This window comes from Bradyrhizobium manausense (assembly GCF_018130615.1).
GTDB lineage: Bacteria > Pseudomonadota > Alphaproteobacteria > Rhizobiales > Xanthobacteraceae > Bradyrhizobium > Bradyrhizobium manausense_A.
In genome coordinates this window covers 389,343-412,230 of the sequence record NZ_JAFCKB010000004.1, presented here as the reverse complement: position 1 = coordinate 412,230, position 22,888 = coordinate 389,343, and the positions used below count along the sequence as shown (strand labels likewise).

The following is a 22,888-nucleotide window of genomic DNA, read 5'->3' as shown; positions in this document are numbered from 1 at the left end:
GCGCCTCGGTCTGTTGATTCGATACGATCGTCATCGAGAGCCGCGGTGCGCTTTGCGCTCACGCGGCTCTCTTCGTTTCGGATGACGCTCAGCCGGGCAGCATGGCGAATGCGCTCGACACCATCGCGATCTGCTTGTTGTCGGCGGCGGAGAGCAGGGTGACGCGGCCAAAGCTCATGGTGCGTCCGAGCCGCACCACGCGGGCATCGGCGAGCACGTCCGATGAGGAGACCGCGCGCATGAAATGCGTGGTCTGGTCCACCGTCGTCATCGGACGATAGCCGCGGTTGGCGGCAAGGTTGGCGATCACCATCGCGGTATCGGCCAGTGCCATCAGCGCCTGACCGCAGACCACGCCGCCATTGCGGCACAACCGCTCGGAGAACGGCATGCGGAGCAGCGCGCCCGGTTGCCAGTCCTGCGCATCGGGGGGCGGCACGTGCTCGATGCGCTCCACGGAGAGGTTGAGATCCTGGATCCAGGGCGCAAAGACCTCGCCGAGTATGCGTCTGGCCTCAGTGATCCCAAACTCGGTGTCTGGCTGCGATGGCATTGCTGTCTTTCCCTCCCGTGTTGCCGGATGTTTCGCTCATTCTGCCCGCTTGGGCGCGGCAAAGTCACGGGGATCCGTCGGCTTGAAAATGCCCGACTTCGCCCGATATGATGCTCGCTCGGGAGCGGGTGGACGATGTTGCGTCGAAGTGTCCTTGTCATTTGCCTGGCTGCGCTTGGTTTGGCGCTGAGCGGTTGCACCAGATGCGGCCCGGTCTGGGAGGACTGGCTCCACGGGCCGAAATCGTGCAGATCGGATCGGCTCTAGCGGATTGACGCGGCGCCTGGCGCTGCGAAGACGGACAGGATGTGGTATCCGCGCCCCCTATCGATGATCAAGGAGTGAGTGATGAAGGTTTTCCGTATGGCAGCGGTGCTGGCGCTGGTGGCTGGACCGGCCTTCGCGCAGGAGTCGCCCCATATCAATCTGATGGCGGATGGCCCGCCCAAGTCCGAGGACGAGAAAGCCGCGGATGCCGCGCGCGAGAAGGCCTACAAGGAAACGCTGAAGAAGATTCCGGACGCCAAGGCCTCCAGCGATCCCTGGGGCGGAATGCGCGCCGACCCGCCGAAGCAACCGGCGTCGAAGACTTCGGCCGCCACCGGCACGCCCAAGAAGCCCAAGGCCGGCACGGCGGCCAATTGACCGCGCTTCCGCGGAGGCGGATGACGCCTCCGGCGGGACTCCCCTTCGCCGGGCCCTGATCCTACATTTCCTCGCAGTGTTGCGTTGAGGAGGCAAGATATGGCGGATCGTCCGCGGGACCTCGCCGAGCGGATGGCGCGCCGGCGCAAGCCGGCCGCCAAAGCCGGTGACGGCTATCTGCGTGAGAGCTTCACCCTGCCGCGCGCCGCGGCGCGGGCAAGGGCGCAGGCCTTCTTCGCGCGCTACCCCAAGGCCGGTTATATGAGCGAAGTCGAGACTTGGCGCGAACTGCCCGGCGGCGATATCGAATTCACCATGCGGCGGCTGCCCAGCGCCGACTAGCCCCGGTCCGGCCGTTCAACCCGACGCGTCAGGCCGTGGCCGATGGCCTTCAGCTCCCGATCGATGCGCAACTGCACCCGACGGATCGCCAACAGGTCGATCTTCGTCTCGGTCTTTCCTGACTTGATCTCGTCGCCGATCCGGAACTGCCATTGCCAGACGCCCGGGACTGCCGTCTTTGCAACCGTGAACTCAACGCCCCTGTGATTCATGGTCACCTCCACGATTCACCTTGCCATGTCGGACAACATGTTGGGGTTCGGAATATTCCATCGACAAGCAAAATTTGCCGTTAAGTCGAGGATAGTTCATCGGAATTCAGTAAGCGCGCCCAGCTCGAAACAAGCGAACTCGGATTCCGAAAGATGGAACCGGCGGATGCGTCTTCACGCGTATGGAACCGCTGCCCGAACCGCGCAAACACCCCGGCCAGGAACTCTGTTCATGGTCGGAGAACCACGGAAGAGATACGCGGAGCGCTGGCCATGGGTCCACGCCATCGCACAAGAAAAAACCCCGCCAGGGGAGAGCCGGGCGGGGCAGGAGGTTATTGGAGGCTGAGGTGCTGGGCTGCAACACCATAGCGGAACGACCGTAGCCTTCTCAGCTTACGACAGCCTGACGGGGCGTGTTGGAATCTGGTCGTCGTGGTTCGGCGGCCTCGTCGTTCGGCCGCCCAAAACAGAAGACCCCGCTCGGCGGAGAGCGGGGTCGACTGGGTATGGAGGCCCGGCGTTGGTCCACCGGGCAAAGCAACGCTAGAGCATCCGGCTGACGGGCGCCTTACGCAAGCTTGTGCGTGGCTTGCGGCGACGTTGGGAGGCGCTCTCACGTCCCAATTCAGACATCGCCCCGCACAATTTAGGACACATCCGTTGGCGACACTTTGCACGCACGGCGAAGCCATGGGGGATACGTGGCGCGCCGAAAGCGGGGTGGCATCATGGATAAGGTAGAGCGGTCATTCGCCGCCGCGACGGCGGCTGGCTTCGTGGTGTTGGTGATCGGAATCGTACTGCTGGCGCTGATGTAGCGGGGAACGGGGCGGGCCGCAGCGGCGCATCCCGGCAAAGACGTAAAACAACCCCATGCACAGTAGGCAACGGCCGGATCCGGCTCGCCTTTCCTAGTGCACCTTGATCTCGTCCAGGGGCAGGCGCAGATCGGCGGCACGCTCCGCGCGATCCTTCTTGCGGAACTCGCTTTCCCTGCGCTCGAACTTCGCCATTTCCTCGAGCGCCGCCTGGAGCAGGGAATTGCGCCTGCCGGCATCGTGCTGCGTGTTTTCCGTCATGATCCGATTCCCCATTGCGACAGCCCACTCCCCGAAGGAAAGCGCGACGGCCGCGGAAAAGTTCAGTGCCGAAGGATTGCGAAATTATGACGGCGGCATCGCTTCGGGACGTTGATGCGCATCATCTTCGACGAAGAAGCATCGCCTCACATTTGCGGAGGGCGGGGCCGCTGGTTGCTTTCATGCTATCCTGCCGCGTCACAGCGGAGATGGCCATGGGCTTCTGGCTTTTCGTCATTGTCTCGATTGGGGCGATCCCGCTCGCAGGCGCCATGGCGCGCGAGCGCAACAGGCCGCCGCGAAGGTGGCTATGGATTGCCGTCGCGGTCGGTCCCCTGGCGCCTCTGGCGCTGCTGATTCTGGGGGATGCGAAGCGCCCGGCCTCCGCCAATTGAGGCGGGCGCAACCCGACAATCATGGTCGAGAGTCGGGAAAAACCGGAAACTCCGGGGAGGCAATAAGGAACTTCATTTCGAAAAATTTGAAACCCGGAAGGGCCGCTGTTCAAAGCAGTGGCTCTTTGCTTTTGGGGTTTGGAACAATTGCTGGATTGCCGAGTTTTCCCGGTGCCCTTTGCCCAAAGGGCAGACCCCAAATGGCCCCGGCTCATGTCCCCAACCCTGCGAGCTGGGGCCTTTTTTGTGCGTCCGTGAAGGCCGATCAGATCACCGGTCTGTCGGCCAGATGGGCAACCTTTCTCTTCGCCCCCGCGCCGTTTGTCGCGCCGCCTTGATGGCTTATTTTTTCGTGAAGCCGCATTTGTCGGTAGTTGTCACCCAGCATCCAGTGGCTCGGCAATGAGCCAACCTAGCCGCGATGGTCGTATTGCATCGCTGTAGGTCAAAACCCATGCCCTTGCAGGTTATCTGCGCTTCAGCGGCCCGAGCGCTGCACGATTGCGTTTGGGCCAAGGCAGATGAGAAGGCAGATGAAAAGGCAGACGAAAAAGAAAACGCCAGAAATACAATTCCAAGAGCAGTCGCAATTTTCATTGGTCGCCCCCTTAAAGTTGTTGTTCCAACCGGGGAACCATATCGCGGCCACAATCCGCTAACCACCGGACCGGGACACCTCGGGTCAAATGCGGACAGCACCCCAATTCCGGTGCAGTTCTAATTCGGACGGCGATTCCGGGAAATTAGGACACTGAGAAATTGACGGGGGATGGAGCAAAAACGCCGCCCGCTTAAATCTATCGCGGACGGCGGCTTTCCAGCCCCGGGGGGATGGATGCAAAACCCCGGCAGGGATTAGTCTGCACAGCGCGTGCCAAGGTTCATGTCCCGGAGAGAGACATCTGCAGGGGCGGAGCGAGGACATTGAAACGAAGTCCACAGATTCACTTGAATGCGTGGACCCAAATGAGGGAGGCCGCCAACGGAGGCGGCCTTATTGCTTGGTGCTCGCGTTCCGAGCGATGATGGAAACGCGGAACAACCGTGCAGTCGTCGAGCGTACTTCCACAGCCAGATCTGGCCGCTCGCCTTTGAAGACGGATTCCTTGGCGATCCCGGTCAGTGTTTGCATCGCTTCGGCTTCGGCGGCTTTGGTTGCTAGAACGACTCTGGTGGCTGCAAGCCGGGCGATCTCAGCCACTCGCTCATGTGAGCGCCGGTTTCAGCCTGTCTGGCTTTGCGGAGGGCATCCTCACGCTGAGGGCCTGGGGGGAGGGATTTGGCCTTTTCTCGGAGGCGTTCGGCTTCTTGGGCAAGGCGGTCTTCAAGCGAAAGGGTCTGTTTGAAACGGCGGCGTTTCGACATGACGCAACCTCGTGGCTCCGGGTCCTAACCGTTGGGTTCGAGTATCTGCGAAGCTTAATATGCAGGCGGGGCGGCTTCAGTTCCAAAGTGAACACTTCAACTTGGGACACTTGGCGGCAGATGCGGGCAGCGCCCAAATTCTGGTGCCGGCCAAGGTCAGCGCCCAACCCAATGGTACTGGCCGAAATAGGCCACTCGCAGATGCGAAATAGGCCAGTGTCAATCAGCCCAGTCGGTGACATCCCGGTTCACAGGAAGGGTAAGCTTGCATTCATTGCAGGCAACAAGGAGGTGGCCCCGCTCGATCCTATTCGAGTTGTGAAGAAGCGTTTTCTTTCCACGCTCGAAGCAATTTGGACAAAGCCAATGCGGATGTTCGGTGCCGCGTGCATCTGGCTTCAGAATGCGAGCCATGCTCGCCTGCCCGATTGGCTTCAATTCATACTTCTGCTTCTCAGCGTCCCATGTTTTCAAATCAGCCACTTCTGTTTCAAGTGCGCGTATGCGATCAGCTTGCACCGAATACGCCTCGCGGGCCTCAATAGCCTTCTCGAAAGCGTCCAAGACGACACCTTGAAGCTCAATGGACTTGGCGCGAAACGCCTCAGCGTCGCGCAAACCTACCATTGCCTTCGTGATATCGAGCGCCGCGCGAATGCCTGTAACAGCGGCGGCGATTTCCCCAGCAGCCATAATGGAGCCTCCCCCTAGTTGTAGGGGGAGGCTATCGCAATTATGAGGGTGACGCTATTGCTTGCCGCCCTGAATTACCGTGAACTTCCGGCGCCGATCTGGCGGGGTCTCAGTGGGCAGTGCGGGGGCCACAGAGAGCGCAGAGTCAACAAGCTGACCAACGGTCCAAGTCTTGTCGGCGAGCCCCAGCGCTTTCGCTGGTGTCATGCGAAGGACTTCATGGACACGGCACAGATTGTAGTGCGCGACTTAAAGCGCGACGGCCGCAATATGGTTGTCTAGCTTCTTGCTAAAGCCGTTCGTCAATCGCGTGAACCGACGTGACGCCATACGCAGCGTGAGGTTCTGGCGCTCGACGTAGCTGGTCGAGACGTACTGCTCCGGGTCGCCTGATACTACGTCACGGCTTACCGCTACTACTTGAGCCGGGCTGTAGCGGGTGACGGCATCCTTGGCGAGGTTGGTTACGCTGTAGGTCTTTTCGATGACGCCATGCGATGCGTTCGGGCCGAAGGCATCGCGGACGGCGCTGAGACCTGATCTACAAGGGAGAGGGCGGCATGTAGTCACCACAGCGCGCGCGGAACGCTCGCCCCGCCGCCATGACAACTAAGCTCACCTATTCGTTTGAAAGCGTGGATCCGAAGTGAGAGAGGCCACCAACAGCGGCGGCCTACCGAAACCCGAATAACCAACATGTGAGAAGCCCAAGCGCGCAAAAGGCTAGCTGGATATGAAGTTCTGCGAGGATATCCTTCCAACTGGACCGTGTAACGACGCCGCAATCGGGGCATTTGTCGCGTCTTTTCCAACGACCGCACGCCGGACAAAATAGATACGCCATGCATCTCTCTTATTGCAGAGGCGACAAGACCCTAGCAGATCAGCCCTGGCGTCGAATACCGACAGTCTGGCCAAACAAATCAGGCCACTCCCAAAATCAAAACTAGGCCACTGACGTCGGAAACACGCCAGTACCCAGTTTCTCGGTGCTGTCCTAATTAGGACAGTCGCGGAGGGGGATTAGAACACTACGGTTTTGGATCGTCCGTACCAAGTATGCGCTTACCGAGCACCGTCGCCAGCGAACTAGCCGCACCGCTAAAGACCAACACTTGGACCTTTTCCAGTTCTGACGCGGAGAGCCATCGCCATTTGTCTGGTGCGACTAGGTGCCAAACCCATATGCACAGGGTTGATCCGAACAGGATCACGGCAAGAATAATCAGGACGGATATTCCGTAGAAGAAGCAGTGGCGCAGAAATTCGTCGCGGCGAATTTTGTTCGCGGCAGCCCAGGTGGTTAGTGACTCGCCCTTACGATTGAGAAAATCCGCTTCTTTTCGTGCGAAAGAATCATCCCCACCGCCGTTCGCTGGCGGCGGTGGCGGGACATTAGGGACGGGATCAGAGCCCGAGAGTGCCGACGGCTGCGCTTCCACCAGCAATCACCCGCTTGTAGTGCTCGCGAATTAGTTCACGAGGAATGACGGCATTTTGGCCGAACCTCTGCCAAGTGATCGCCCAAGGTGTCCCCTGTTGATGAGTCAGGCTTGAGAGATACAAGCCGCTCAGCCCGGAATAGTTTTGGATGATTGCATCAACCAAACCCTTATCCCGGGCAGTGAGATTGGGGCGCTCAAGAGTAATTGGCTGCGTAACCTTTGAACTGCCGTAGGGAACCATCGAGTAGACGGGCCTAACAACAGGTCCGTACTTCCAAGCTTCGACGTCATCCTCAATCAGCGGGTCGTCATAAAAGCCAAGATGAAAGCCGTGAGCAATGTACGTCAGTTTAATGGTTTGGAGGGGGTCCAGACCACCGCGCGCGCCACATTGCTCCAACAAATAGTTGGCAATCGAACGGGAACTATAAACCTGTGAAGTTGCGCTCATAGCACGAATATAATAGATTCCTCTTTATTTTTCAATACTTTAGGTAAGTGTAATACAATCAAGACCTTACCTCACTTCTTGCCGCCCTCGATTACGCGGAAGCTTCGCTTTACCCGAATAGGCCGGTTCGGCTCCTGCGGCAGCACCGCATCAATCAAATCCCCAATCGTCCAGACGCGATCAACAATGCCCAGCGCGACCGCTGGCGTGGTCCGCAGAGCCTCATGGACCCGGCAGAGGTTGTAGTGGGACACGTACAGGCAGGGTCAGGTTCTGGCGCTCCACGTAGCTGGTCGAGATGTGGCCCGGGATGCCGCTTACTACCTCGCGCTCTACTGATACTACTTCGGCCGGGCTGTAGCGCCGCGCCGCATCTTTTACAGCCAGGTTGACCACGCTGTAGGTCTTTACGATCACGCCATGCGAGGTGCGTCCGTTGAAGGCGTCGCGGATAGGAGAGCAAACAAAATGTTTGCCGATGAGGGGTTGGCAAACATTCAGCTGTGAATTGTGTGGATAATATGTGCAACCGACCTTCAGTGACCGGGCTTCGCAGCGGGATGTCTAAATGAAAGAGGCCGCCAACTGTGGCGGCTTCTTCGATTTCAGTCTTGAGCTAGAAGCCTTCTTTCACGGTCCTCAGCCTCAATCTCGTCGGCTTCGGCCATCCGAAGAACGATCTCCCCGAGTTGCTCGGCGGGGATAGCGATCTTGCCTTCAAGTACCAGGCGCCCCAGCTTTCGTCTTGCGAGCTTTAGCTCGTGCTCAGCTTGAACTCGCCGTCCGCGCTCGGTGTCTGCTTCCTCACGGGCTTCATGCAACCACTGCCGAAGCTCGTCCTTGGTGGGCTGAATCATCGGGGCGCCAGAGCGCCCCCACATATTGCTCATTGGACCGTTTCCTTCTGTCACGCTCCCAGCTTCAACACAGATGGGGAACCGTGACGGAGGCTCCAAGGTTCAACTTCGGAAATTAGGACACCCCCAAATTCAACTTAGGACACTCGGGAATTCCCAAAAGAACATATTGCGAACATGGAACAGATCGTGTACATTGCTTTTATCGACGACCCGCCGCGCCAACCGTTTGTCCCGCACCCGAATCCTCGCCATAAGGAGCACGACCCAATGTCCACCACTGCCCTGCGTATCGTCGAAGGATCTTCCATGGACAAGAGTAAAGCTCTGGCTGCCGCGCTCTCCCAGATCGAGCGCCAGTTCGGCAAGGGCTCGGTGATGAAGCTCGGCAAGAACGACCGTTCGATGGACATCGAGGCGGTGTCCTCCGGCTCGCTCGGGCTCGATATCGCGCTCGGCATCGGCGGCCTGCCCAAGGGGCGTATCGTCGAGATCTACGGGCCGGAATCCTCAGGCAAGACCACGCTGGCGCTGCACACGGTGGCGGAAGCGCAGAAGAAGGGCGGCATCTGCGCCTTCATCGACGCCGAGCACGCGCTCGACCCGGTCTATGCCCGCAAGCTCGGCGTCAATATCGACGAGCTCCTGATCTCCCAGCCCGACACCGGCGAGCAGGCGCTGGAAATCTGCGACACGCTGGTGCGCTCGGGTGCGGTGGACGTGCTGGTGGTCGATTCGGTTGCGGCGCTGGTGCCGAAGGCCGAGCTCGAAGGCGAGATGGGCGATGCGCTGCCGGGCCTGCAGGCCCGCCTGATGAGCCAGGCGCTGCGCAAGCTCACGGCCTCGATCAACAAATCCAACACCATGGTGATCTTCATCAACCAGATCCGCATGAAGATCGGTGTGATGTACGGCTCGCCCGAAACCACGACCGGCGGCAACGCACTGAAGTTTTATGCTTCCGTCCGCCTCGATATCCGCCGCATCGGCGCGATCAAGGAGCGCGACGAAGTGGTCGGCAACACCACCCGTGTCAAGGTGGTGAAGAACAAGCTGGCACCGCCGTTCAAGCAGGTCGAGTTCGACATCATGTACGGCGAGGGCGTCTCCAAGATGGGCGAGATCCTCGATCTCGGCGTCAAGGCCGGTATCGTCGAGAAGTCCGGCGCCTGGTTCTCCTATGACAGCCAGCGTCTCGGCCAGGGCCGCGAGAACTCGAAAGCGTTCCTGAAGGCCAATCCCGACATCACCGCCAAGATCGAAACCGCGATCCGCCAGAACTCCGGCCTGATCTCCGAGCAGATTTTGGCCGGCACGCCCGAGAGCGACGCCGACGGCGAGGAGCCGGCGGACGAGTAAGCCGTACCAGTAGAGTTTCGCGAGGAGCGGGCGCTGAGGACGTTGAGTTGCCGACGTCGTCAGTGCCCGTTTCTTTTTGGGTATGGGGGCTCGGACATGAGGCGTGTGTAGTGGCCCAAATAGGCCAGCCGCGGATTTAGAGCAGGTCACCGCAATTGACTGTGGAGGACTAGGTCAGTGTACTTTCCGTATCGCTTCTGATTCAGAGTCGTTATTCGCGCTTTCGATTCGTCCACACCCATATGTGGTGCCAAGCTAGGTTCCTGGTTGCTACCTGTGGGGAGTGGGGATATCAGAAGTCTGAGTCAGAGAATCTTCGAGACTCACGAGGGCATCTGTGCGATATAGATCGCATGAGCCCCGCTGCGAAAATCAACGATAACTCAGCCGCGAAGGACGTGTCGGACGACGCGCGCGCGGAAGAGATCGTTGCCGCGGTCAAGACCTTCCTAGGCGAACTTTCTCCTGAGATGCAGGAACGTGTTCGCACCAAGCTTTTCCCATCATCTTCCCAGGCTCGCCCGCGCGAAGTTCTCGCCACGATCCTCAAGCTTGTCCCTCGTGGACAAGAAGTGACGATCGACGATGTTAAGAAAGCGGTTGGAGCAGAGGGAATTTCGACTACTGCAAAAGCCATTGCTGACGCGCTGAACTATTTGTGGCGAAAGCAAAGGGCGGTTCGCGTTGGTCATGGCAGATACATGATCGACGGGGCATTGGTCGTTACGTCAGACGATTTAGGTGGCGCTCCGTCAAGAGACGAAGAGCATGACGCCAATTCGTGATTGACTGAGGAATTGCCGCGCTGTCTCGCCCGCGGCAGAGAGTTTTGGGGAACGCGACCCCAAAAGCAGGAGCGGACGACGCCGACTGTTTATCGGGGTCGTCCGCCAAAGACTTGGACTGAGGGGCGGCCTGTCACAAGCAGGTCGCCCTTCGACATTCTAAGCCCACGTTGCGCTTAGGAGTCGATTTGAATCTCTCACGTTTAGGGCTGTATGTCAATTGACTCCCATTTGACATACAGGCCGCATACAGTGAGGTCATGGCAAGTCCAGTTGTAAATGTGAGGTTGCCCCCCGTCATCGTGGAGTACCTCGACGAGCTCGGTAAGATCGGCGGGTACGGCACCGGGCGGGCCGGCGTGATACGGCGATTCGTTGAAAACGGAATCGTCCGAGCAATCGAAATGCAAGTCATAGAAAAGCGCGTAGCTGCAGATTTCGGCGACGACGAGAATGAAGCCTAAGATTTGCCGTCCTGAATTACCCCGAATATTCGGCGCCAATCTGGCGGCGTTTCCGTTGACAACGCAGGCTCTACAGAGAGCGCACCGTCGATGTCGCGGGCTTGTTCGGACGACATCCTAAGAGGCAAACGCCTTCTGCCGCGTCAGGATTGAGAAACCAAAGTTAGGTGTGGCGCTTTACGCAACGCATTGGCAAATAGGTTTAAGAGTGATTCGCCAGACCAAATTGAAGTAGCCTTGGCAAGGACTTCAAACGTCCCCTCAGCGCTATCTTCCAATACGACAAAGACGCCACCATCACCCCCAAGATCGTCAAGAGCTTGGTCTTCAAAGGTGACGCGGGAAATCTCAGTGAGCCACAATGTTTTGTGGTTGTCGATTGCAACAGATAGGTCTTCATCCATGCCTTCGTCTCCTGCACTTCATCCTTCGGTCCGCGAACGTCGCGAACCGCGCATGTCGGCTGCGGCTCTCGCCGAGTATTTGATCCTGCGCCCGGATGGGCAACAGAACATCTTGCATGACAGCAAGTACTCCCGTCCGCCCATCGTGACCGCCAATGGCGAGGCCGTGAGAGCGCTTCGGGCATACAACCAAGATCCTCGACGTTCGCAGGACACTCTGCTTCGAGTTAAGGACACGTTAACCATAAAATCTGAGGCGCCCGGTATCATGCCGAAGCAGCGGGATGAAGCCCTCCGGTGTCTCGAAATCATCGATTTGTTCGAGCGGAATGAGAACGCACTGGGCATGCGCTCGATGGCTCTCAGCGCGGCACCAACCTTCGGGGCAATCGAGATTGAGGGGGTCATGGTTTCAGTTCGTCCCGATTTCATAGTCGGTGGCGGCGGCGGCCGGAGCCGGGTTGGGGCAGCCATCCTGAGGGTCGCGAAGGCCCCCGATCCGGCTGGTGGCAAGCGACCGGAAACTCGGCAGCGGCGAGGGGAAATCCGCCGCGAGATGGCGCGCTACATGGTGGCTATGCAGCAACTCCTTCTGGAAGCTCAGGACGGCGCAATGGGCGTTCCGGACCGCGATCTTTGCTTCGTGGCAGACGTTCGTCTCGGTGAGAGAATTGGACCGGCTGCTGACAATGCGGTTCGTCTTCGCGACATCAGAGGTGCATGTAGGCAAATCGCAAGCCTGTGGGAAACCGTGAGCCCCAAACCAAGCCTGCTCAAGAAAACCTAGCGATCTCAAATCAGGCCACTCCCGTTCTTAAGATCGGTCACTTAGGTCGGAAACAGGACAGCACCGCGACTGCGCTTCGCGCGGCCGCGGTCTAACCCACTCTGATCCCTTACTCCGCGGCTTCCGCGTAATCACTCACCGGCGGGCACGAGCACACCAGGTTGCGGTCGCCATAGACGTTGTCGACGCGGCCCACCGGGCACCAATATTTGTCGGTGCGCGAGGTGCCCGCGGGGAAGCAGCCTTCACTGCGGGCGTAGGCGCGCTTCCAGTCGTCGTCCGCGATGTCGTGCACGGTGTGCGGGGCGTGACGCAGCGGCGATGCTTCGATCTTGAAGCGGCCGGCCTCGACCTCGGCGATCTCCTTGCGGATCGCAATCATGGCGTCGCAGAAGCGATCCAGCTCGGCCTTCGATTCCGACTCCGTCGGCTCGATCATCAGCGTGCCCGGCACCGGGAAGCTCATGGTCGGCGCGTGGAAGCCGTAGTCGATCAGGCGCTTGGCGATGTCGTCGACGGTGACGCCGGACGTCGTCTTGAGCGGACGGGGATCGACGATGCATTCATGGGCGACGCGGCCCTTGGCATTCTTGTAGAGCACCGGGAAGTGCGCATCGAGCCTGGCTGCGACGTAGTTGGCGTTGAGGATCGCGATCTCGGTCGCGCGCTTCAAGCCTTCGCCGCCCATCATCAGGATGTAGATGTAGGAGATGGTGAGGATCGAGGCCGAGCCGAACGGCGCGGCCGACACCGGCCCCACCGGCGCATCAGCTTGCGTCGCGGGATGACCGGGGAGGAACGGGGCGAGATGCGCCTTGACGCCGATCGGGCCCATGCCGGGGCCGCCGCCGCCGTGCGGGATGCAGAAGGTCTTGTGCAGATTGAGATGGCTGACGTCGGCGCCGTAGTCGCCGGGCCTGCTAAGGCCGACCTGCGCATTGAGGTTGGCGCCGTCGAGATACACCTGGCCGCCATGGCCATGCACGATGTCGCAGATCTCGCGAATGTGCTCCTCGAACACACCATGCGTCGAGGGATAGGTGATCATGACCGCGGCGAGGTCTTTCGCATGCACTTGCGCCTTGGCGCGGAGATCATTGACGTCGACGTCGCCGTTCTTCTCGCAGGCGACCACCACCACGTCCATGCCGACCATCGCGGCCGAGGCCGGGTTGGTGCCGTGGGCGGAGGAGGGGATCAGGCAGATCTTGCGGTGGCTTTCTCCGCGCGCGGCATGATAGCCGCGGATCGCGAGCAGGCCGGCGTATTCGCCTTGCGCGCCGGAATTCGGCTGCAGCGAGATCGCGTCATAGCCGGTGATGTCGCACAGCCACTTTTCCAGCCGCGCGAACAGCGCGTGATAGCCCTGGGCCTGCTCGCGTGGGGCGAACGGGTGCAGCGAGGCGAACTCCGGCCAGGTCAGCGGCATCATCTCGGTGGTCGCGTTCAGCTTCATGGTGCAGGAGCCGAGCGGAATCATCGCGCGGTCGAGCGCGAGGTCGCGATCGCTGAGCTTGCGCATGTAGCGCAGCATCTCGGTCTCCGAGCGATGCGCGTGGAATACGGGATGGGTCAGGAAGGCGGTCGCGCGCTTCAGCGCGTCGGGCAGGGCCTCGCGCGTGGTGGCGTCGATCTCGGCGTAAGCGAGCGTGCCGCCGAAGGCGCGCCAGACGGCTTCGACGGTCGCGGGCGTGGTGGTCTCGTCGAGCGCGATGCGGAGCGCAGCTTCGCCAACGCCGAGATTGATCTTCTCGGCCGCTGCGCGTGCGATGATCTCGGCGCGCTTGGCGCCGGCATCGACGCTGAGCGTGTCGAAGAAGGTTTCGGATTGCGGCGCAAAGCCGAGCTTGCGCAAGCCCGCGGCGAGCACGGCGGCACGGCGATGGACAGTGCGGGCGATCTGCGCAAGGCCTTCGGGGCCGTGATAGACCGCGTACATGGAGGCGATCACGGCGAGCAGCACCTGCGCGGTGCAGATGTTGGAGGTCGCCTTCTCGCGGCGGATGTGTTGCTCGCGGGTCTGCAGCGCGAGGCGATAGGCCGGCATCCCGCGGGAATCCACGGAGAGGCCGACGATGCGGCCCGGCAGCGAGCGCTTCAGCGCATCGCGCACCGCCATATAGGCCGCGTGCGGCCCGCCATAGCCCATCGGCACGCCGAAGCGCTGGGCGGAGCCGATTGCAATGTCGGCGCCGAGCTCGCCGGGCGAGGCGAGCAGGGTCAGCGCCAGCAGATCGGCGGCAACGATCGCGAGCGCGCCCTTGGCCTTCAGCGCCGCGACCACGGGCCGGAGGTCGCGCACCGCGCCCGAAGAACCGGGATATTGCAGCAGTGCGCCGAGCACGTCACACTTCGCGAGATCGGTGAGGGGATCGCCGACGATCAAATTCCAGCCCAGCGGCTCGGCGCGGGTGCGCATCACGGCCAGCGTCTGCGGATGCACGTCCTTGTCGACGAAGAAGGCTTTTGCCTTGACCTGCGAATGCCGCTCGGCGAGCGCCATGGCTTCAGCCGCAGCGGTGGCCTCATCGAGGAGCGAGGCGTTGGCGACGTCGAGCCCGGTAAGGTCGCAGATCATGGTCTGGAAGTTGAACAGCGCTTCCAGCCGGCCCTGGCTGATCTCGGGCTGATAGGGCGTGTAGGCCGTGTACCAGGCCGGGTTCTCCAGGATGTTGCGCTGGATCACCGCCGGCAAGACCGTGCCGGAATAGCCTTGGCCGATCAGCGAGGTGAAAACCTGGTTCTGGCGGGCGAGCTCTGCCATATGCGCGATCGCCTCGGTCTCGCTCAAGGGCTTTCCGAGATCGAGCGGGGCGGCCTGCCGGATCGAGGCCGGCAGCGTCTCCGCCATCAGCGCGTCGACGCTTTTGGCGCCGACCGCCTCGAGCATTGCGGTGACATCGCGCGCGGAGGGGCCGATGTGGCGGCGAACGAAAGAGGTGGTTTCGCCATTGGATTTGCGGTGCGCGGTCATCATGGGTCCTCGCTTTGAGTCTTCTGTCGTCGCCGTCATGCCCGGGCTTGTCCCGGGCATCCACGTTCTTCGTGCCGAGAGAGAGACGTGGATGGCCGGGACAAGCCCGGCCATGACGATGTGGCTCGATCTCTCGTCATCTCACGCCGTATGTGCCTTGTAGGCGGCTTCATCCATCAGGCCGCCGAGTTCGCTCTTGTCGGCAATCTTGATCTTGAAGAACCAGGCCTTGCCTTGCGCATCCGAGTTCACCAGCGCAGGCTCTGCGGCGAGCGCCTCGTTGGTCTCGAGCACGTCGCCGGAGATCGGCGCGTAGACGTCGGAGGCGGCCTTCACCGATTCCACGACGGCGGCGGCTTCCGCCTTCTTCAGGGTGCGGCCGATCTTGGGCAGTTCGACGAACACGACGTCGCCGAGCTGCGACTGCGCGTAATCGGTGATGCCGACGGTGGCGACATCGCCCTCGATCGCCAGCCATTCATGGTCGGAAGTGTACAGCGTCGTGGTCATTTTCGATCCTCAGCGTTTGTAGGTGTTTTTCACGAAGGGCATGGCGGCGACGGTGAGCGGCAGAAATTGGCCGCGCACCTCCGCGAAGAGTTTCGTATCGAGCGCGCTCAGGCTCGCGGGCACGTAGCCCATCGCAACCGGCGCATTCAGGCTCGGGCCAAAACCGCCCGAGGTGACCTTGCCAATCGGCGCGCCGCCCGCGCTATCGGCAAACAGCAGCGCGCCCTCGCGCACCGGGGCGCGGCCCTCAGTGCGGAGACCGACGCGGCGGCGCGATGCGCCGTTGTCGAAATGAGCGAGGATTTTTTCGGCGCCGGGAAAACCGCCGGCGCGGGCGCCGCCGGTGCGGCGGCTCTTCTGCACCGACCATTCCAGCGCGGCCTCGACCGGCGTGGTCGCGGTGTCGATGTCGTGGCCGTAGAGACAGAGCCCGGCTTCCAGCCGCAGGCTGTCACGGGCGCCGAGGCCGATCGGCATCACGTCGGGGTTTTCGAGCAGCGTTTTGGCGAGGCGCTCGGCATCGCCAGCGGGGACCGAAATCTCGAACCCGTCCTCGCCGGTATAGCCCGAGCGCGAGACGAAGCAGGCGAGGCCGGCGACCTCGTGCGGGCCGGCATCCATGAACTTCATGGCGGGCGCCGCTGCACACAATTTGGCCAGCGCCGTTTCGGCCTTCGGGCCCTGCAGCGCGATCAGCGCGCGATCGGCGAGCGAATCGATAATGCAGTCGTCGGAGAGATTCGCGCGCAGATGCGCCTCGTCCTCGGCCTTGCAGGCGGCGTTGACCACCAGGAACAAATGATCGCCGAAATTGGCGACCATCAGATCGTCCAGAATGCCGCCATCGGCATTGGTGAACTGGGCATAGCGCTGCCGGCCCGGCGCAATTGCCACGATGTCCTGCGGCACCAGCCGTTCCAGCGCGCGGGCGGCATCCTCAACCTTGCCCGACTTCGGCCGCAGCGCGATCTGGCCCATATGCGAGACGTCGAACAGGCCGGCCTGGCTGCGGGTATGGAGGTGCTCTTTCAGCACGCCCGCGGGGTATTGCACGGGCATGTCATAGCCCGCGAACGGCACCATCTTGCCGCCGAGCGACACGTGAAGGTCGTAGAGGGGGGTACGTTTCAGGGAGTCTTTGTCGTCACGCGCAGGCATCACAGGGGCCCTCGGCGGTTCCCCGGGGACGATTCCCCGATGGATCCAGTCGAAGCCCCATCTGTCGCTGTGCCTGAGAGTATTATCCCGTCGGCGGACGCAGTCCGGACCTCAAGCCCGTCAGCGCCTCTTTCCAGATGTCGTCAAAGCCACGCGGTCCTTTTGCCTGAGAGTTTCCGGGGCGGTTGCTCCTTCGGCGCCGGCTAGCTGTAGCCGGTCTCTCCCGACGTGGCCGTACGATACAGATGGGTACAGACCACAGGCCAGCCAAGCCTGTCAACGCGCCCTTTGCAGCTTTCCAACGGGATTACGCGCCTGCGGCAACCCTCTGATCTCCTTGCACAGTTTCTGGACAGCGAAGCTGGCCTTGTCTAAAAGCGCTTTGATCCGCAGATATCAGCCCAAACTGGCGGTTTGGATGGCAGGAAAGCGGGTCCAAGCACACCCGATTGGATGAACATGAGCGGCGTCAACGAGATCAGGTCGACCTTTCTGAACTTCTTTGCCGAGAACGGCCACGAGATCGTGTCGTCCTCGCCATTGGTGCCGCGCAACGATCCGACGTTGATGTTCACCAATGCCGGCATGGTGCAGTTCAAGAACGTCTTTACCGGCGTCGAGAAGCGGCCCTATCAGCGCGCCACCACGTCGCAGAAATGCGTGCGCGCCGGCGGCAAGCACAACGACCTCGACAATGTCGGCTACACCGCGCGCCATCTCACCTTCTTCGAGATGCTCGGCAATTTCTCGTTCGGCGACTATTTCAAGGAGCGCGCGATCGAGCTGGCCTGGAAGCTGATCACGAAGGACTTTGGGCTCAACAAGGACAAGCTGCTCGTCACCGTCTACCACACCGACGACGAGGCGCACGGGCTCTGGAAGAAGATCGCCGGCTTCTCCGACGACCGCATCATCCGCATCCCGACCTCGGACAATTTCTGGGCGATGGGCGACACCGGCCCGTGCGGCCCGTGCTCGGAGATCTTCATCGATCGCGGCGGTCACATCTGGGGCGGTCCTCCGGGCTCGCCGGAAGAGGACGGCGACCGCTTCCTCGAATTCTGGAATCTCGTGTTCATGCAGTACGAGCAGGTGACGAAGGAGGAGCGCGTGGATCTGCCGCGTCCCTCGATCGACACCGGCATGGGCCTCGAGCGCATGGCCTGCATCATGCAGGGCGTCGACAGCGTGTTCGAGACCGATCTGTTCCGCCATCTGATCGACGCGACGTCGTCCGCGCTCGGCAGCGGGCCGAACGAGCAGACCGTCGCCTCGTTCCGCGTCATCGCCGACCATCTGCGTTCCTCGGCCTTCCTGGTCGCGGACGGCGTGCTGCCCTCGAACGAGGGCCGCGGCTACGTGCTGCGCCGGATCATGCGCCGCGCGATGCGCCATGCGCAGCTCCTCGGTGCCAAGGAGCCGCTGATGCATCGCCTGGTCTGGGCGCTGGTCCGCGAGATGGGCCAGGCCTATCCCGATTTGATGCGCGCGGAAAACCTGATCGAGGAAACGCTGCGGCTGGAAGAGACCCGCTTCCGCAAGACGCTGTCGCGCGGCTTGGCCATTCTCGACGAGAAGTCGGCGTCCCTGAAGAAGGGCGACATGTTCGACGGCGACGTCGCCTTCACGCTGTACGACACCTACGGCTTCCCGCTCGACCTGACGCAGGACGCGCTGAAATCGCGCGGCATCGGCGTCGACCAGGCCGCGTTCACCGACGCGATGGAGCGGCAGAAGGCCAAGGCGCGCGAGTCCTGGAAAGGGTCGGGCGAAGCGGCCTCCGAGGCGATCTGGTTCCCGCTGCGCGAGAAGCTCGGGGCCACCGAATTCCTGGGCTACGAGACCGAGAGCGCCGAGGGCGTGGTATCCGCGCTGGTCAAGGACGGGCAGGAAGTGGCTCACCTCAAGGCCGGCGACACCGGCGCGCTTCTGCTGAACCAGACGCCGTTCTATGCGGAGTCCGGCGGCCAGGTCGGCGACACCGGCGTTTTGATCGGCGAGGGCGGTATCAAGTTCCGCGTCACCGACACGCAGAAGAAGCTCGGCGATTTCTTCGTGCACGTCGGCACCGTCGAGAGCGGCGAGCTGAAGGTCGGCACCGCGCTGCAGCTCGAGGTCGATCATTCACGGCGCTCCTCGATCCGCGCGCATCACTCGGCGACGCATCTCATCCACGAGGCGCTGCGCCAGGTGCTCGGCGACCACATCGCCCAGCGCGGCTCGATGGTGGCGCCGGATCGTCTGCGCTTCGACTTCGTGCATCCGAAGCCGATCACGGCGGAAGAGCTCGCCCGCGTCGAGGACATCGCCAACGACGTGGTGCTGGAGAACGACGAGGTCACGACCCGCGTGATGGGCGTCGACGAGGCGCGCGAGGCGGGGGCGCGCGCGCTGTTCGGCGAGAAATATGGCGACGAGGTCCGCGTCGTCTCGATGGGCAAGACCGCGCGCGAGCGCGGCGCCAACGCGCTCGGCTGGTCGGTCGAGCTTTGCGGCGGCACGCATGTGCGGCGCACCGGCGATATCGGCCTGATCACGCTGACCGGCGAGAGCGCGGTCGCCTCCGGCGTGCGCCGTATCGAGGCGCTGACCGGCAACTACGCGCGCCGGCACGCCAACGAGACCATGGCGCTGGCCAAGACCGCGGCAAGCGAGTTGCGCACGTCCCTCGACGACGTCCCGGCGCGCATTACCGCGCTGATGGAGGAGCGCAAGAAGCTCGAGCGCGAGCTCTCCGATGCCCGCAAGAAGCTCGCGATGGGTGGCGGCGCGGCCGCCGGCAGCAATGGCGCAGCGAGCGGCGTGCGCGAGGCCGGCGGCGTCAAGCTGATGGCGCGTGCGGTCGAGGGCATCGAGATGAAGGATCTCAAGAGCCTCGCCGACGACGGCAAGAAGCAGATCGGCTCCGGCGTGGTCGCCATCGTCGGCGTCACCGAGGACGGCAAGGCCGGCGTCGTGGTCGGCGTCACCGCCGATCTCACCGCGCGCTTCAATGCCGTGAACCTGGTGCGCGTCGCCTCCGAGGCACTCGGCGGCAAGGGCGGCGGCGGCCGGCCCGACATGGCGCAGGCCGGCGGCCCTGATGGTGCCAAGGCGTCCGAGGCGCTGACGGCGATCGAAAAAGCGATGGGGGCTGCGTAAGCGCCGTGCGCCTCGTTCCGCGAGGACGTGGGCTTCGTGATCCCAATTTGAGGGATCGCCTCTATGAATTGCTGGAGCACGATCCGCTCGCCTACTCGATCGGGTCGCGCTTCATCCAGATCATCATCGGCGTCATCGTGCTCAATGTGGTCGCGATGGTGCTCGCCTCGGTGCCGGAGCTGGATGCGCAATTCGGCGTGCTGTTCTCGGGCATCACCATCCTCTGCGTGATCGTGTTCGCGCTGGAATATGCCGCGCGTCTCTGGACGGTGGCGGGCCACACGCCGCGCAAGGCCTCGGCGCTCGCCGACCGGCTCGGCTACGCTTTTTCGGCGCTCGGCATCATCGACCTCATGGCATTTCTGCCCGCTGCGGTCGTGCTGACCACCGGCCGGCACGCGACGCTGGCCGCACTCGGTGTGCTGCCATTCTTCAAGCTGATACGATACTCGCCGGCGATGCGCTCGCTGCTCGCGGCTGTGCATGCCGAGCGGCGCGCGTTGATCGGCTGCCTCGTCATCCTGGCCGGCGCGGTCCTGACGTTCGCCTCGCTGCTCTACGCAATCGAGCGCGACGTGCAGCCGGACAAGCTTGGCACCATCCCGCAGGCGATGTGGTGGGCGATCGTGACGCTCGGCACCGTCGGCTATGGCGACGTCGTGCCGGTGACGGCGCTCGGAAAGATCATCTCCGTCTTCACCATCATCAGCGGCTTCGCCATGATCGCGCTGCCGGTCGCGATCATCTCGACCGCCTTTGCCGAAGAGGTGAAGCGGCGCGACTTCGTCGTGACCTGGGGCATGCTGGCGCGCGTGCCGCTGTTCTCGCATCTGTCGGCTGCGGAGATCGCCGACATCATGCGGCTCCTGCGCGCCCGCACCGTCGAGCAGGGCGAGATCCTGGTGCGGCGGGGCGATGCGGCATCGTCGATGTATTTCATCACCGCCGGCGAGGTCGAGATCGCGCTGCCGAGCCAGCATGTGCGGCTCGCCGACGGCACCTTCTTCGGCGAGATCGCGCTGCTGCATAAAACGAAGCGGAGCGGCACCGTGACCGCGACGCGCAAGACCCGGCTGCTCGTGCTCGATGCCCAGGATTTTCATGCCCTGATCGCGCGCATGCCGACGCTCGCAGCGCATGTCCACAGGACGGCCAAGGCGCGGCTGGAGGAGACCGGCGGCGATCTGGCCCCTGCGGAGCTTGCGCAAGGGGAGCGCGAGGGCGACGGCCGCTGACCGGTCAGCCCTTCTTCAGGAAGACATATTCGGCCGAGTAGGGCGCGCTCTTGAACTCGCCGGCCTTGTCGCACGCGCCGTCGAGCTTGCCGCCATGGGTATTGATGCGCTGGACGGTGGTGACTTCGGAAAGCGTCCCGTTGCCGCGGTGGGCGGTGACCTCGAGCTTTAGCCAAGGGATGTCGCTCTCGGTCCCGCCGGTGCTGCCAAGGACCTTGGCTGTCACCGCGCTCCCATCTTGGAGTTCCCAGTTCGGGCCGGCGTAGTGCCGTCCTACGGTCTTACCGTTCTCGATTAGCGTTGCGATTGGCTCCCGGAAGCTCCAGGCGAGTTTGCCGTCTGCAGTCGCTTTGCATTCATAAACCTGAGCGCCTTGAGCGTTCAGGGTCACGACTGGGCGCTCAATGGTGTCGGGGTTGCCGACGAGCCGGATTCCCCCGCGAGGGGCATCAACCGCGGTCTCCGCGGCAGCGGCCGGCCCGATCATGGCCGCGAGCAACATCAGACAGGGGACGGCAAGCTTGGTCGACATGGTCGCATCTCTCCGCGAAGGGCTCTCATAAAAAAGAACGGGCCGCGCTCAAAGACGCGGCCCGTGATGATGTCTGGCCCAGTCGGGCGGAAATGCGGATGGCAGCTTAGGCCGCCATCGCCTTCACGAGGTTGTCAGCGACCTTGTCGAGGAAGCCGGTGGTCGACAGCCAGCGCTGGTCGGCGCCGACCAGCAGCGCGAGGTCCTTGGTCATGTAGCCTTCTTCGACCGTATCGACGCAGACCTTCTCCAGCGTGGTCGCGAACTTGGCGAGCTCGGCATTGTTGTCGAGCTTGGCGCGGTGCGACAGGCCACGGGTCCAGGCGAAGATCGACGCGATCGAGTTGGTCGAGGTCTCCTTGCCCTTCTGGTGCTCGCGGTAGTGGCGGGTCACCGTGCCGTGGGCGGCTTCGGCTTCCACCGTCTTGCCGTCGGGGGTGAGCAGCACCGAGGTCATCAGGCCGAGCGAGCCGTAGCCCTGCGCGACGGTGTCGGACTGCACGTCGCCGTCATAGTTCTTACAGGCCCAGACGTAGCCGCCGGACCACTTCAGCGCCGAGGCGACCATGTCGTCGATCAGGCGGTGCTCGTAGGTCAGGCCCTTGGCGTCGAACTCCTTCTTGAACTCCTTGTCGAAGATCTCCTGGAAGATGTCCTTGAAGCGGCCGTCATAGACCTTCAGAATCGTGTTCTTGGTCGAGAGATAGACCGGATAGCCGCGCAGCAGGCCGTAGTTGAACGAGGCGCGGGCGAAGTCGATGATGGAGTCGTCGAGATTGTACATCTCCATGGCGACGCCGGCGCCTGGAGCCTTGAACACTTCCTTCTCGATCACGGTGCCGTCCTCGCCGACGAACTTCAGCGAGAGGGTACCCTTGCCCGGAAACTTGATGTCGGTGGCGCGGTACTGGTCGCCATAGGCGTGGCGGCCGATGATGATCGGCTTGGTCCAGCCGGGAACCAGGCGCGGCACGTTCTTGCAGATGATCGGCTCGCGGAAGATACAGCCGCCGAGAATGTTGCGGATGGTGCCGTTCGGCGACTTCCACATCTGCTTGAGGTTGAACTCCTTCACCCGGGCCTCGTCCGGGGTAATGGTGGCGCACTTGACGCCGACGCCGACCTTCTTGATCGCCTCGGCAGCGTCGATGGTCACCTGATCGTTGGTGTGGTCGCGGTACTCCATGCCCAGGTCGAAATATTGCAGCTCGACATCCAGGAAGGGGTTGATCAGCTTGTCCTTGATGTACTGCCAGATGATCCGGGTCATCTCGTCGCCATCGAGCTCGACGACGGGATTGGATACCTTGATTTTTGCCATGATCGGAGATGCCCTCTTGGGAACGGCGCTTTTGACGGCGGCGGTGGAAATTAACCCGCGCTATAGCACCGCCCGGGGGCGGGCGAAAGCGGAGCGGTTATGCACTTTAAGCCCATCTTTCCGCCGAGAACCGCCATTCCGAAGAGGTCGGAATGACGGCTGTCGCATCTTGTTTGGG

General features: G+C 62.3%; 23 protein-coding genes, 2 pseudogenes and 1 riboswitch. Of the genes and pseudogenes, 8 read left to right on the top strand and 17 right to left on the bottom strand.

All coding sequences use genetic code 11. The features are described from left to right. Positions 1–88: 88 nt before the first annotated feature. The gene (locus tag JQ587_RS10970) at positions 89–553 is read right to left on the bottom strand and encodes a PaaI family thioesterase (protein WP_212425299.1); all 465 of its coding nucleotides are present in this window, start codon (positions 551–553) and stop codon (positions 89–91) included. Positions 554–901: 348 nt separating this feature from the next. Here JQ587_RS10970 and JQ587_RS10965 point away from each other — a divergent pair, with 348 nt between their 5' ends. Continuing rightward, positions 902–1,198 carry a lysozyme inhibitor LprI family protein gene (locus tag JQ587_RS10965; RefSeq protein WP_212425298.1) on the top strand — a complete coding sequence of 99 codons (297 nt, stop codon included), beginning with the start codon at positions 902–904 and terminating at the stop codon, positions 1,196–1,198. Between the two features lie 99 nt (positions 1,199–1,297). Beyond that, positions 1,298–1,540 (top strand): hypothetical protein, encoded by a 243-nt coding sequence (locus JQ587_RS10960; RefSeq protein ID WP_212302989.1) that lies wholly within the window; start codon positions 1,298–1,300, stop codon positions 1,538–1,540. Here JQ587_RS10960 and JQ587_RS10955 read toward each other — a convergent pair. Further along, complete coding sequence (locus tag JQ587_RS10955; RefSeq protein WP_212302990.1) at positions 1,537–1,752, bottom strand: hypothetical protein; 216 nt, start codon at positions 1,750–1,752, stop codon at positions 1,537–1,539. The two genes, JQ587_RS10960 and JQ587_RS10955, sit on opposite strands and share 4 nt — an antisense overlap. A gap of 914 nt (positions 1,753–2,666) precedes the next feature. Then, positions 2,667–2,834, bottom strand: coding sequence for a hypothetical protein (locus JQ587_RS10950; RefSeq protein WP_212425297.1), 168 nt, complete (start codon positions 2,832–2,834; stop codon positions 2,667–2,669). 215 nt (positions 2,835–3,049) lie between these two features. Between JQ587_RS10950 and JQ587_RS10945 the strand changes: the two genes are divergently transcribed. Then, positions 3,050–3,229 carry a hypothetical protein gene (locus JQ587_RS10945; protein WP_212425296.1) on the top strand — a complete coding sequence of 60 codons (180 nt, stop codon included), beginning with the start codon at positions 3,050–3,052 and terminating at the stop codon, positions 3,227–3,229. 994 nt (positions 3,230–4,223) lie between these two features. On the opposite strand, the gene JQ587_RS10940 is transcribed toward JQ587_RS10945, so the two are convergent. The 8 genes and pseudogenes from JQ587_RS10940 to JQ587_RS10920 all read right to left on the bottom strand — a co-directional run bounded on the left by JQ587_RS10940 (position 4,224) and on the right by JQ587_RS10920 (position 8,073). Continuing rightward, positions 4,224–4,430 (bottom strand): hypothetical protein, encoded by a 207-nt coding sequence (locus JQ587_RS10940; RefSeq protein WP_212425346.1) that lies wholly within the window; start codon positions 4,428–4,430, stop codon positions 4,224–4,226. After that, positions 4,388–4,594 carry a hypothetical protein gene (locus JQ587_RS36670; protein ID WP_249148905.1) on the bottom strand — a complete coding sequence of 69 codons (207 nt, stop codon included), beginning with the start codon at positions 4,592–4,594 and terminating at the stop codon, positions 4,388–4,390. Before JQ587_RS36670 ends, JQ587_RS10940 begins: the two co-directional genes overlap by 43 nt. Before the next feature lie 219 nt (positions 4,595–4,813). Beyond that, the gene (locus JQ587_RS10935; RefSeq protein ID WP_212425295.1) at positions 4,814–5,287 is read right to left on the bottom strand and encodes a hypothetical protein; all 474 of its coding nucleotides are present in this window, start codon (positions 5,285–5,287) and stop codon (positions 4,814–4,816) included. 54 nt (positions 5,288–5,341) lie between these two features. Further along, positions 5,342–5,815: pseudogene (locus JQ587_RS36665) on the bottom strand (transposase); the annotation flags it as partial. Positions 5,816–6,318: 503 nt separating this feature from the next. After that, positions 6,319–6,729, bottom strand: coding sequence for a hypothetical protein (locus JQ587_RS10930; protein ID WP_212425294.1), 411 nt, complete (start codon positions 6,727–6,729; stop codon positions 6,319–6,321). After that, positions 6,695–7,183, bottom strand: coding sequence for a Panacea domain-containing protein (locus tag JQ587_RS10925; RefSeq protein ID WP_212425293.1), 489 nt, complete (start codon positions 7,181–7,183; stop codon positions 6,695–6,697). The genes JQ587_RS10930 and JQ587_RS10925 overlap by 35 nt, the downstream gene beginning before the upstream one ends. A gap of 71 nt (positions 7,184–7,254) precedes the next feature. Continuing rightward, a pseudogene (locus JQ587_RS37155) lies at positions 7,255–7,660 on the bottom strand (transposase); the annotation flags it as partial. Positions 7,661–7,788: 128 nt separating this feature from the next. Next, positions 7,789–8,073, bottom strand: a complete 285-nt coding sequence (locus tag JQ587_RS10920) for a hypothetical protein (RefSeq protein WP_212425292.1) — start codon at positions 8,071–8,073, stop codon at positions 7,789–7,791. Positions 8,074–8,310: 237 nt separating this feature from the next. Here JQ587_RS10920 and recA point away from each other — a divergent pair, with 237 nt between their 5' ends. Next, the gene (recA, locus tag JQ587_RS10915; protein WP_212302993.1) at positions 8,311–9,399 is read left to right on the top strand and encodes a recombinase RecA; all 1,089 of its coding nucleotides are present in this window, start codon (positions 8,311–8,313) and stop codon (positions 9,397–9,399) included. Between the two features lie 353 nt (positions 9,400–9,752). Next, complete coding sequence (locus JQ587_RS10910) at positions 9,753–10,184, top strand: hypothetical protein (protein ID WP_212425291.1); 432 nt, start codon at positions 9,753–9,755, stop codon at positions 10,182–10,184. A 607-nt stretch (positions 10,185–10,791) separates the two neighbouring features. On the opposite strand, the gene JQ587_RS10905 is transcribed toward JQ587_RS10910, so the two are convergent. Continuing rightward, entirely contained in the window at positions 10,792–11,052 is a 261-nt protein-coding gene (locus JQ587_RS10905) for a hypothetical protein (RefSeq protein ID WP_212425290.1), read from the bottom strand. Positions 11,053–11,104: 52 nt separating this feature from the next. Here JQ587_RS10905 and JQ587_RS10900 point away from each other — a divergent pair, with 52 nt between their 5' ends. Beyond that, positions 11,105–11,839: a hypothetical protein gene (locus JQ587_RS10900; RefSeq protein WP_212425289.1), complete on the top strand. Its 735-nt coding sequence runs from the start codon at positions 11,105–11,107 to the stop codon at positions 11,837–11,839. A 109-nt stretch (positions 11,840–11,948) separates the two neighbouring features. On the opposite strand, the gene gcvP is transcribed toward JQ587_RS10900, so the two are convergent. The 3 genes from gcvP to gcvT form a co-directional block, all read right to left on the bottom strand. Then, on the bottom strand, positions 11,949–14,813 hold the full coding sequence (gene gcvP, locus JQ587_RS10895) for an aminomethyl-transferring glycine dehydrogenase (protein WP_212425344.1): 2,865 nt from the start codon (positions 14,811–14,813) through the stop codon (positions 11,949–11,951). A 141-nt stretch (positions 14,814–14,954) separates the two neighbouring features. Further along, positions 14,955–15,323: a glycine cleavage system protein GcvH gene (gcvH, locus tag JQ587_RS10890; protein ID WP_212302995.1), complete on the bottom strand. Its 369-nt coding sequence runs from the start codon at positions 15,321–15,323 to the stop codon at positions 14,955–14,957. A 9-nt stretch (positions 15,324–15,332) separates the two neighbouring features. Beyond that, complete coding sequence (gene gcvT, locus JQ587_RS10885) at positions 15,333–16,481, bottom strand: glycine cleavage system aminomethyltransferase GcvT (RefSeq protein WP_212425288.1); 1,149 nt, start codon at positions 16,479–16,481, stop codon at positions 15,333–15,335. A 145-nt stretch (positions 16,482–16,626) separates the two neighbouring features. Next, positions 16,627–16,717: riboswitch (glycine riboswitch) on the bottom strand. Positions 16,718–16,940: 223 nt separating this feature from the next. Between gcvT and alaS the strand changes: the two genes are divergently transcribed. Together alaS and JQ587_RS10875 are read left to right on the top strand one after the other, a co-directional pair. Further along, a complete protein-coding gene (gene alaS / locus JQ587_RS10880; RefSeq protein ID WP_212425287.1) occupies positions 16,941–19,622 on the top strand; it encodes an alanine--tRNA ligase in 2,682 nt (893 codons plus the stop codon). Positions 19,623–19,627: 5 nt separating this feature from the next. Then, positions 19,628–20,857, top strand: coding sequence for a cyclic nucleotide-gated ion channel (locus JQ587_RS10875; RefSeq protein WP_212425286.1), 1,230 nt, complete (start codon positions 19,628–19,630; stop codon positions 20,855–20,857). 4 nt (positions 20,858–20,861) lie between these two features. Here the strand turns inward: JQ587_RS10875 and JQ587_RS10870 are convergent, their stop codons facing one another. Then, the gene (locus JQ587_RS10870) at positions 20,862–21,389 is read right to left on the bottom strand and encodes a DUF3455 domain-containing protein (RefSeq protein WP_212425285.1); all 528 of its coding nucleotides are present in this window, start codon (positions 21,387–21,389) and stop codon (positions 20,862–20,864) included. 106 nt (positions 21,390–21,495) lie between these two features. Then, a complete protein-coding gene (locus tag JQ587_RS10865) occupies positions 21,496–22,710 on the bottom strand; it encodes an NADP-dependent isocitrate dehydrogenase (RefSeq protein ID WP_212303000.1) in 1,215 nt (404 codons plus the stop codon). Positions 22,711–22,888: the final 178 nt, after the last annotated feature.

Coding starts and splice junctions, on each gene's coding strand:
- JQ587_RS36670 (WP_249148905.1), bottom strand. CDS start 4,594: ATGTCGAAACGCCGCCGTTTCAAACAGACCCTTTCGCTTGAAGACCGC.
- JQ587_RS10905 (WP_212425290.1), bottom strand. CDS start 11,052: ATGGATGAAGACCTATCTGTTGCAATCGACAACCACAAAACATTGTGG.
- JQ587_RS10900 (WP_212425289.1), top strand. CDS start 11,105: ATGTCGGCTGCGGCTCTCGCCGAGTATTTGATCCTGCGCCCGGATGGG.
- JQ587_RS10865 (WP_212303000.1), bottom strand. CDS start 22,710: ATGGCAAAAATCAAGGTATCCAATCCCGTCGTCGAGCTCGATGGCGAC.
- gcvT (WP_212425288.1), bottom strand. CDS start 16,481: ATGCCTGCGCGTGACGACAAAGACTCCCTGAAACGTACCCCCCTCTAC.
- JQ587_RS10970 (WP_212425299.1), bottom strand. CDS start 553: ATGCCATCGCAGCCAGACACCGAGTTTGGGATCACTGAGGCCAGACGC.
- JQ587_RS10935 (WP_212425295.1), bottom strand. CDS start 5,287: ATGGCTGCTGGGGAAATCGCCGCCGCTGTTACAGGCATTCGCGCGGCG.
- JQ587_RS10910 (WP_212425291.1), top strand. CDS start 9,753: ATGAGCCCCGCTGCGAAAATCAACGATAACTCAGCCGCGAAGGACGTG.
- JQ587_RS10965 (WP_212425298.1), top strand. CDS start 902: ATGAAGGTTTTCCGTATGGCAGCGGTGCTGGCGCTGGTGGCTGGACCG.
- recA (WP_212302993.1), top strand. CDS start 8,311: ATGTCCACCACTGCCCTGCGTATCGTCGAAGGATCTTCCATGGACAAG.
- JQ587_RS10960 (WP_212302989.1), top strand. CDS start 1,298: ATGGCGGATCGTCCGCGGGACCTCGCCGAGCGGATGGCGCGCCGGCGC.
- gcvH (WP_212302995.1), bottom strand. CDS start 15,323: ATGACCACGACGCTGTACACTTCCGACCATGAATGGCTGGCGATCGAG.
- JQ587_RS10945 (WP_212425296.1), top strand. CDS start 3,050: ATGGGCTTCTGGCTTTTCGTCATTGTCTCGATTGGGGCGATCCCGCTC.
- JQ587_RS10925 (WP_212425293.1), bottom strand. CDS start 7,183: ATGAGCGCAACTTCACAGGTTTATAGTTCCCGTTCGATTGCCAACTAT.
- JQ587_RS10920 (WP_212425292.1), bottom strand. CDS start 8,073: ATGAGCAATATGTGGGGGCGCTCTGGCGCCCCGATGATTCAGCCCACC.
- JQ587_RS10955 (WP_212302990.1), bottom strand. CDS start 1,752: ATGAATCACAGGGGCGTTGAGTTCACGGTTGCAAAGACGGCAGTCCCG.
- JQ587_RS10950 (WP_212425297.1), bottom strand. CDS start 2,834: ATGACGGAAAACACGCAGCACGATGCCGGCAGGCGCAATTCCCTGCTC.
- alaS (WP_212425287.1), top strand. CDS start 16,941: ATGAGCGGCGTCAACGAGATCAGGTCGACCTTTCTGAACTTCTTTGCC.
- gcvP (WP_212425344.1), bottom strand. CDS start 14,813: ATGACCGCGCACCGCAAATCCAATGGCGAAACCACCTCTTTCGTTCGC.
- JQ587_RS10870 (WP_212425285.1), bottom strand. CDS start 21,389: ATGTCGACCAAGCTTGCCGTCCCCTGTCTGATGTTGCTCGCGGCCATG.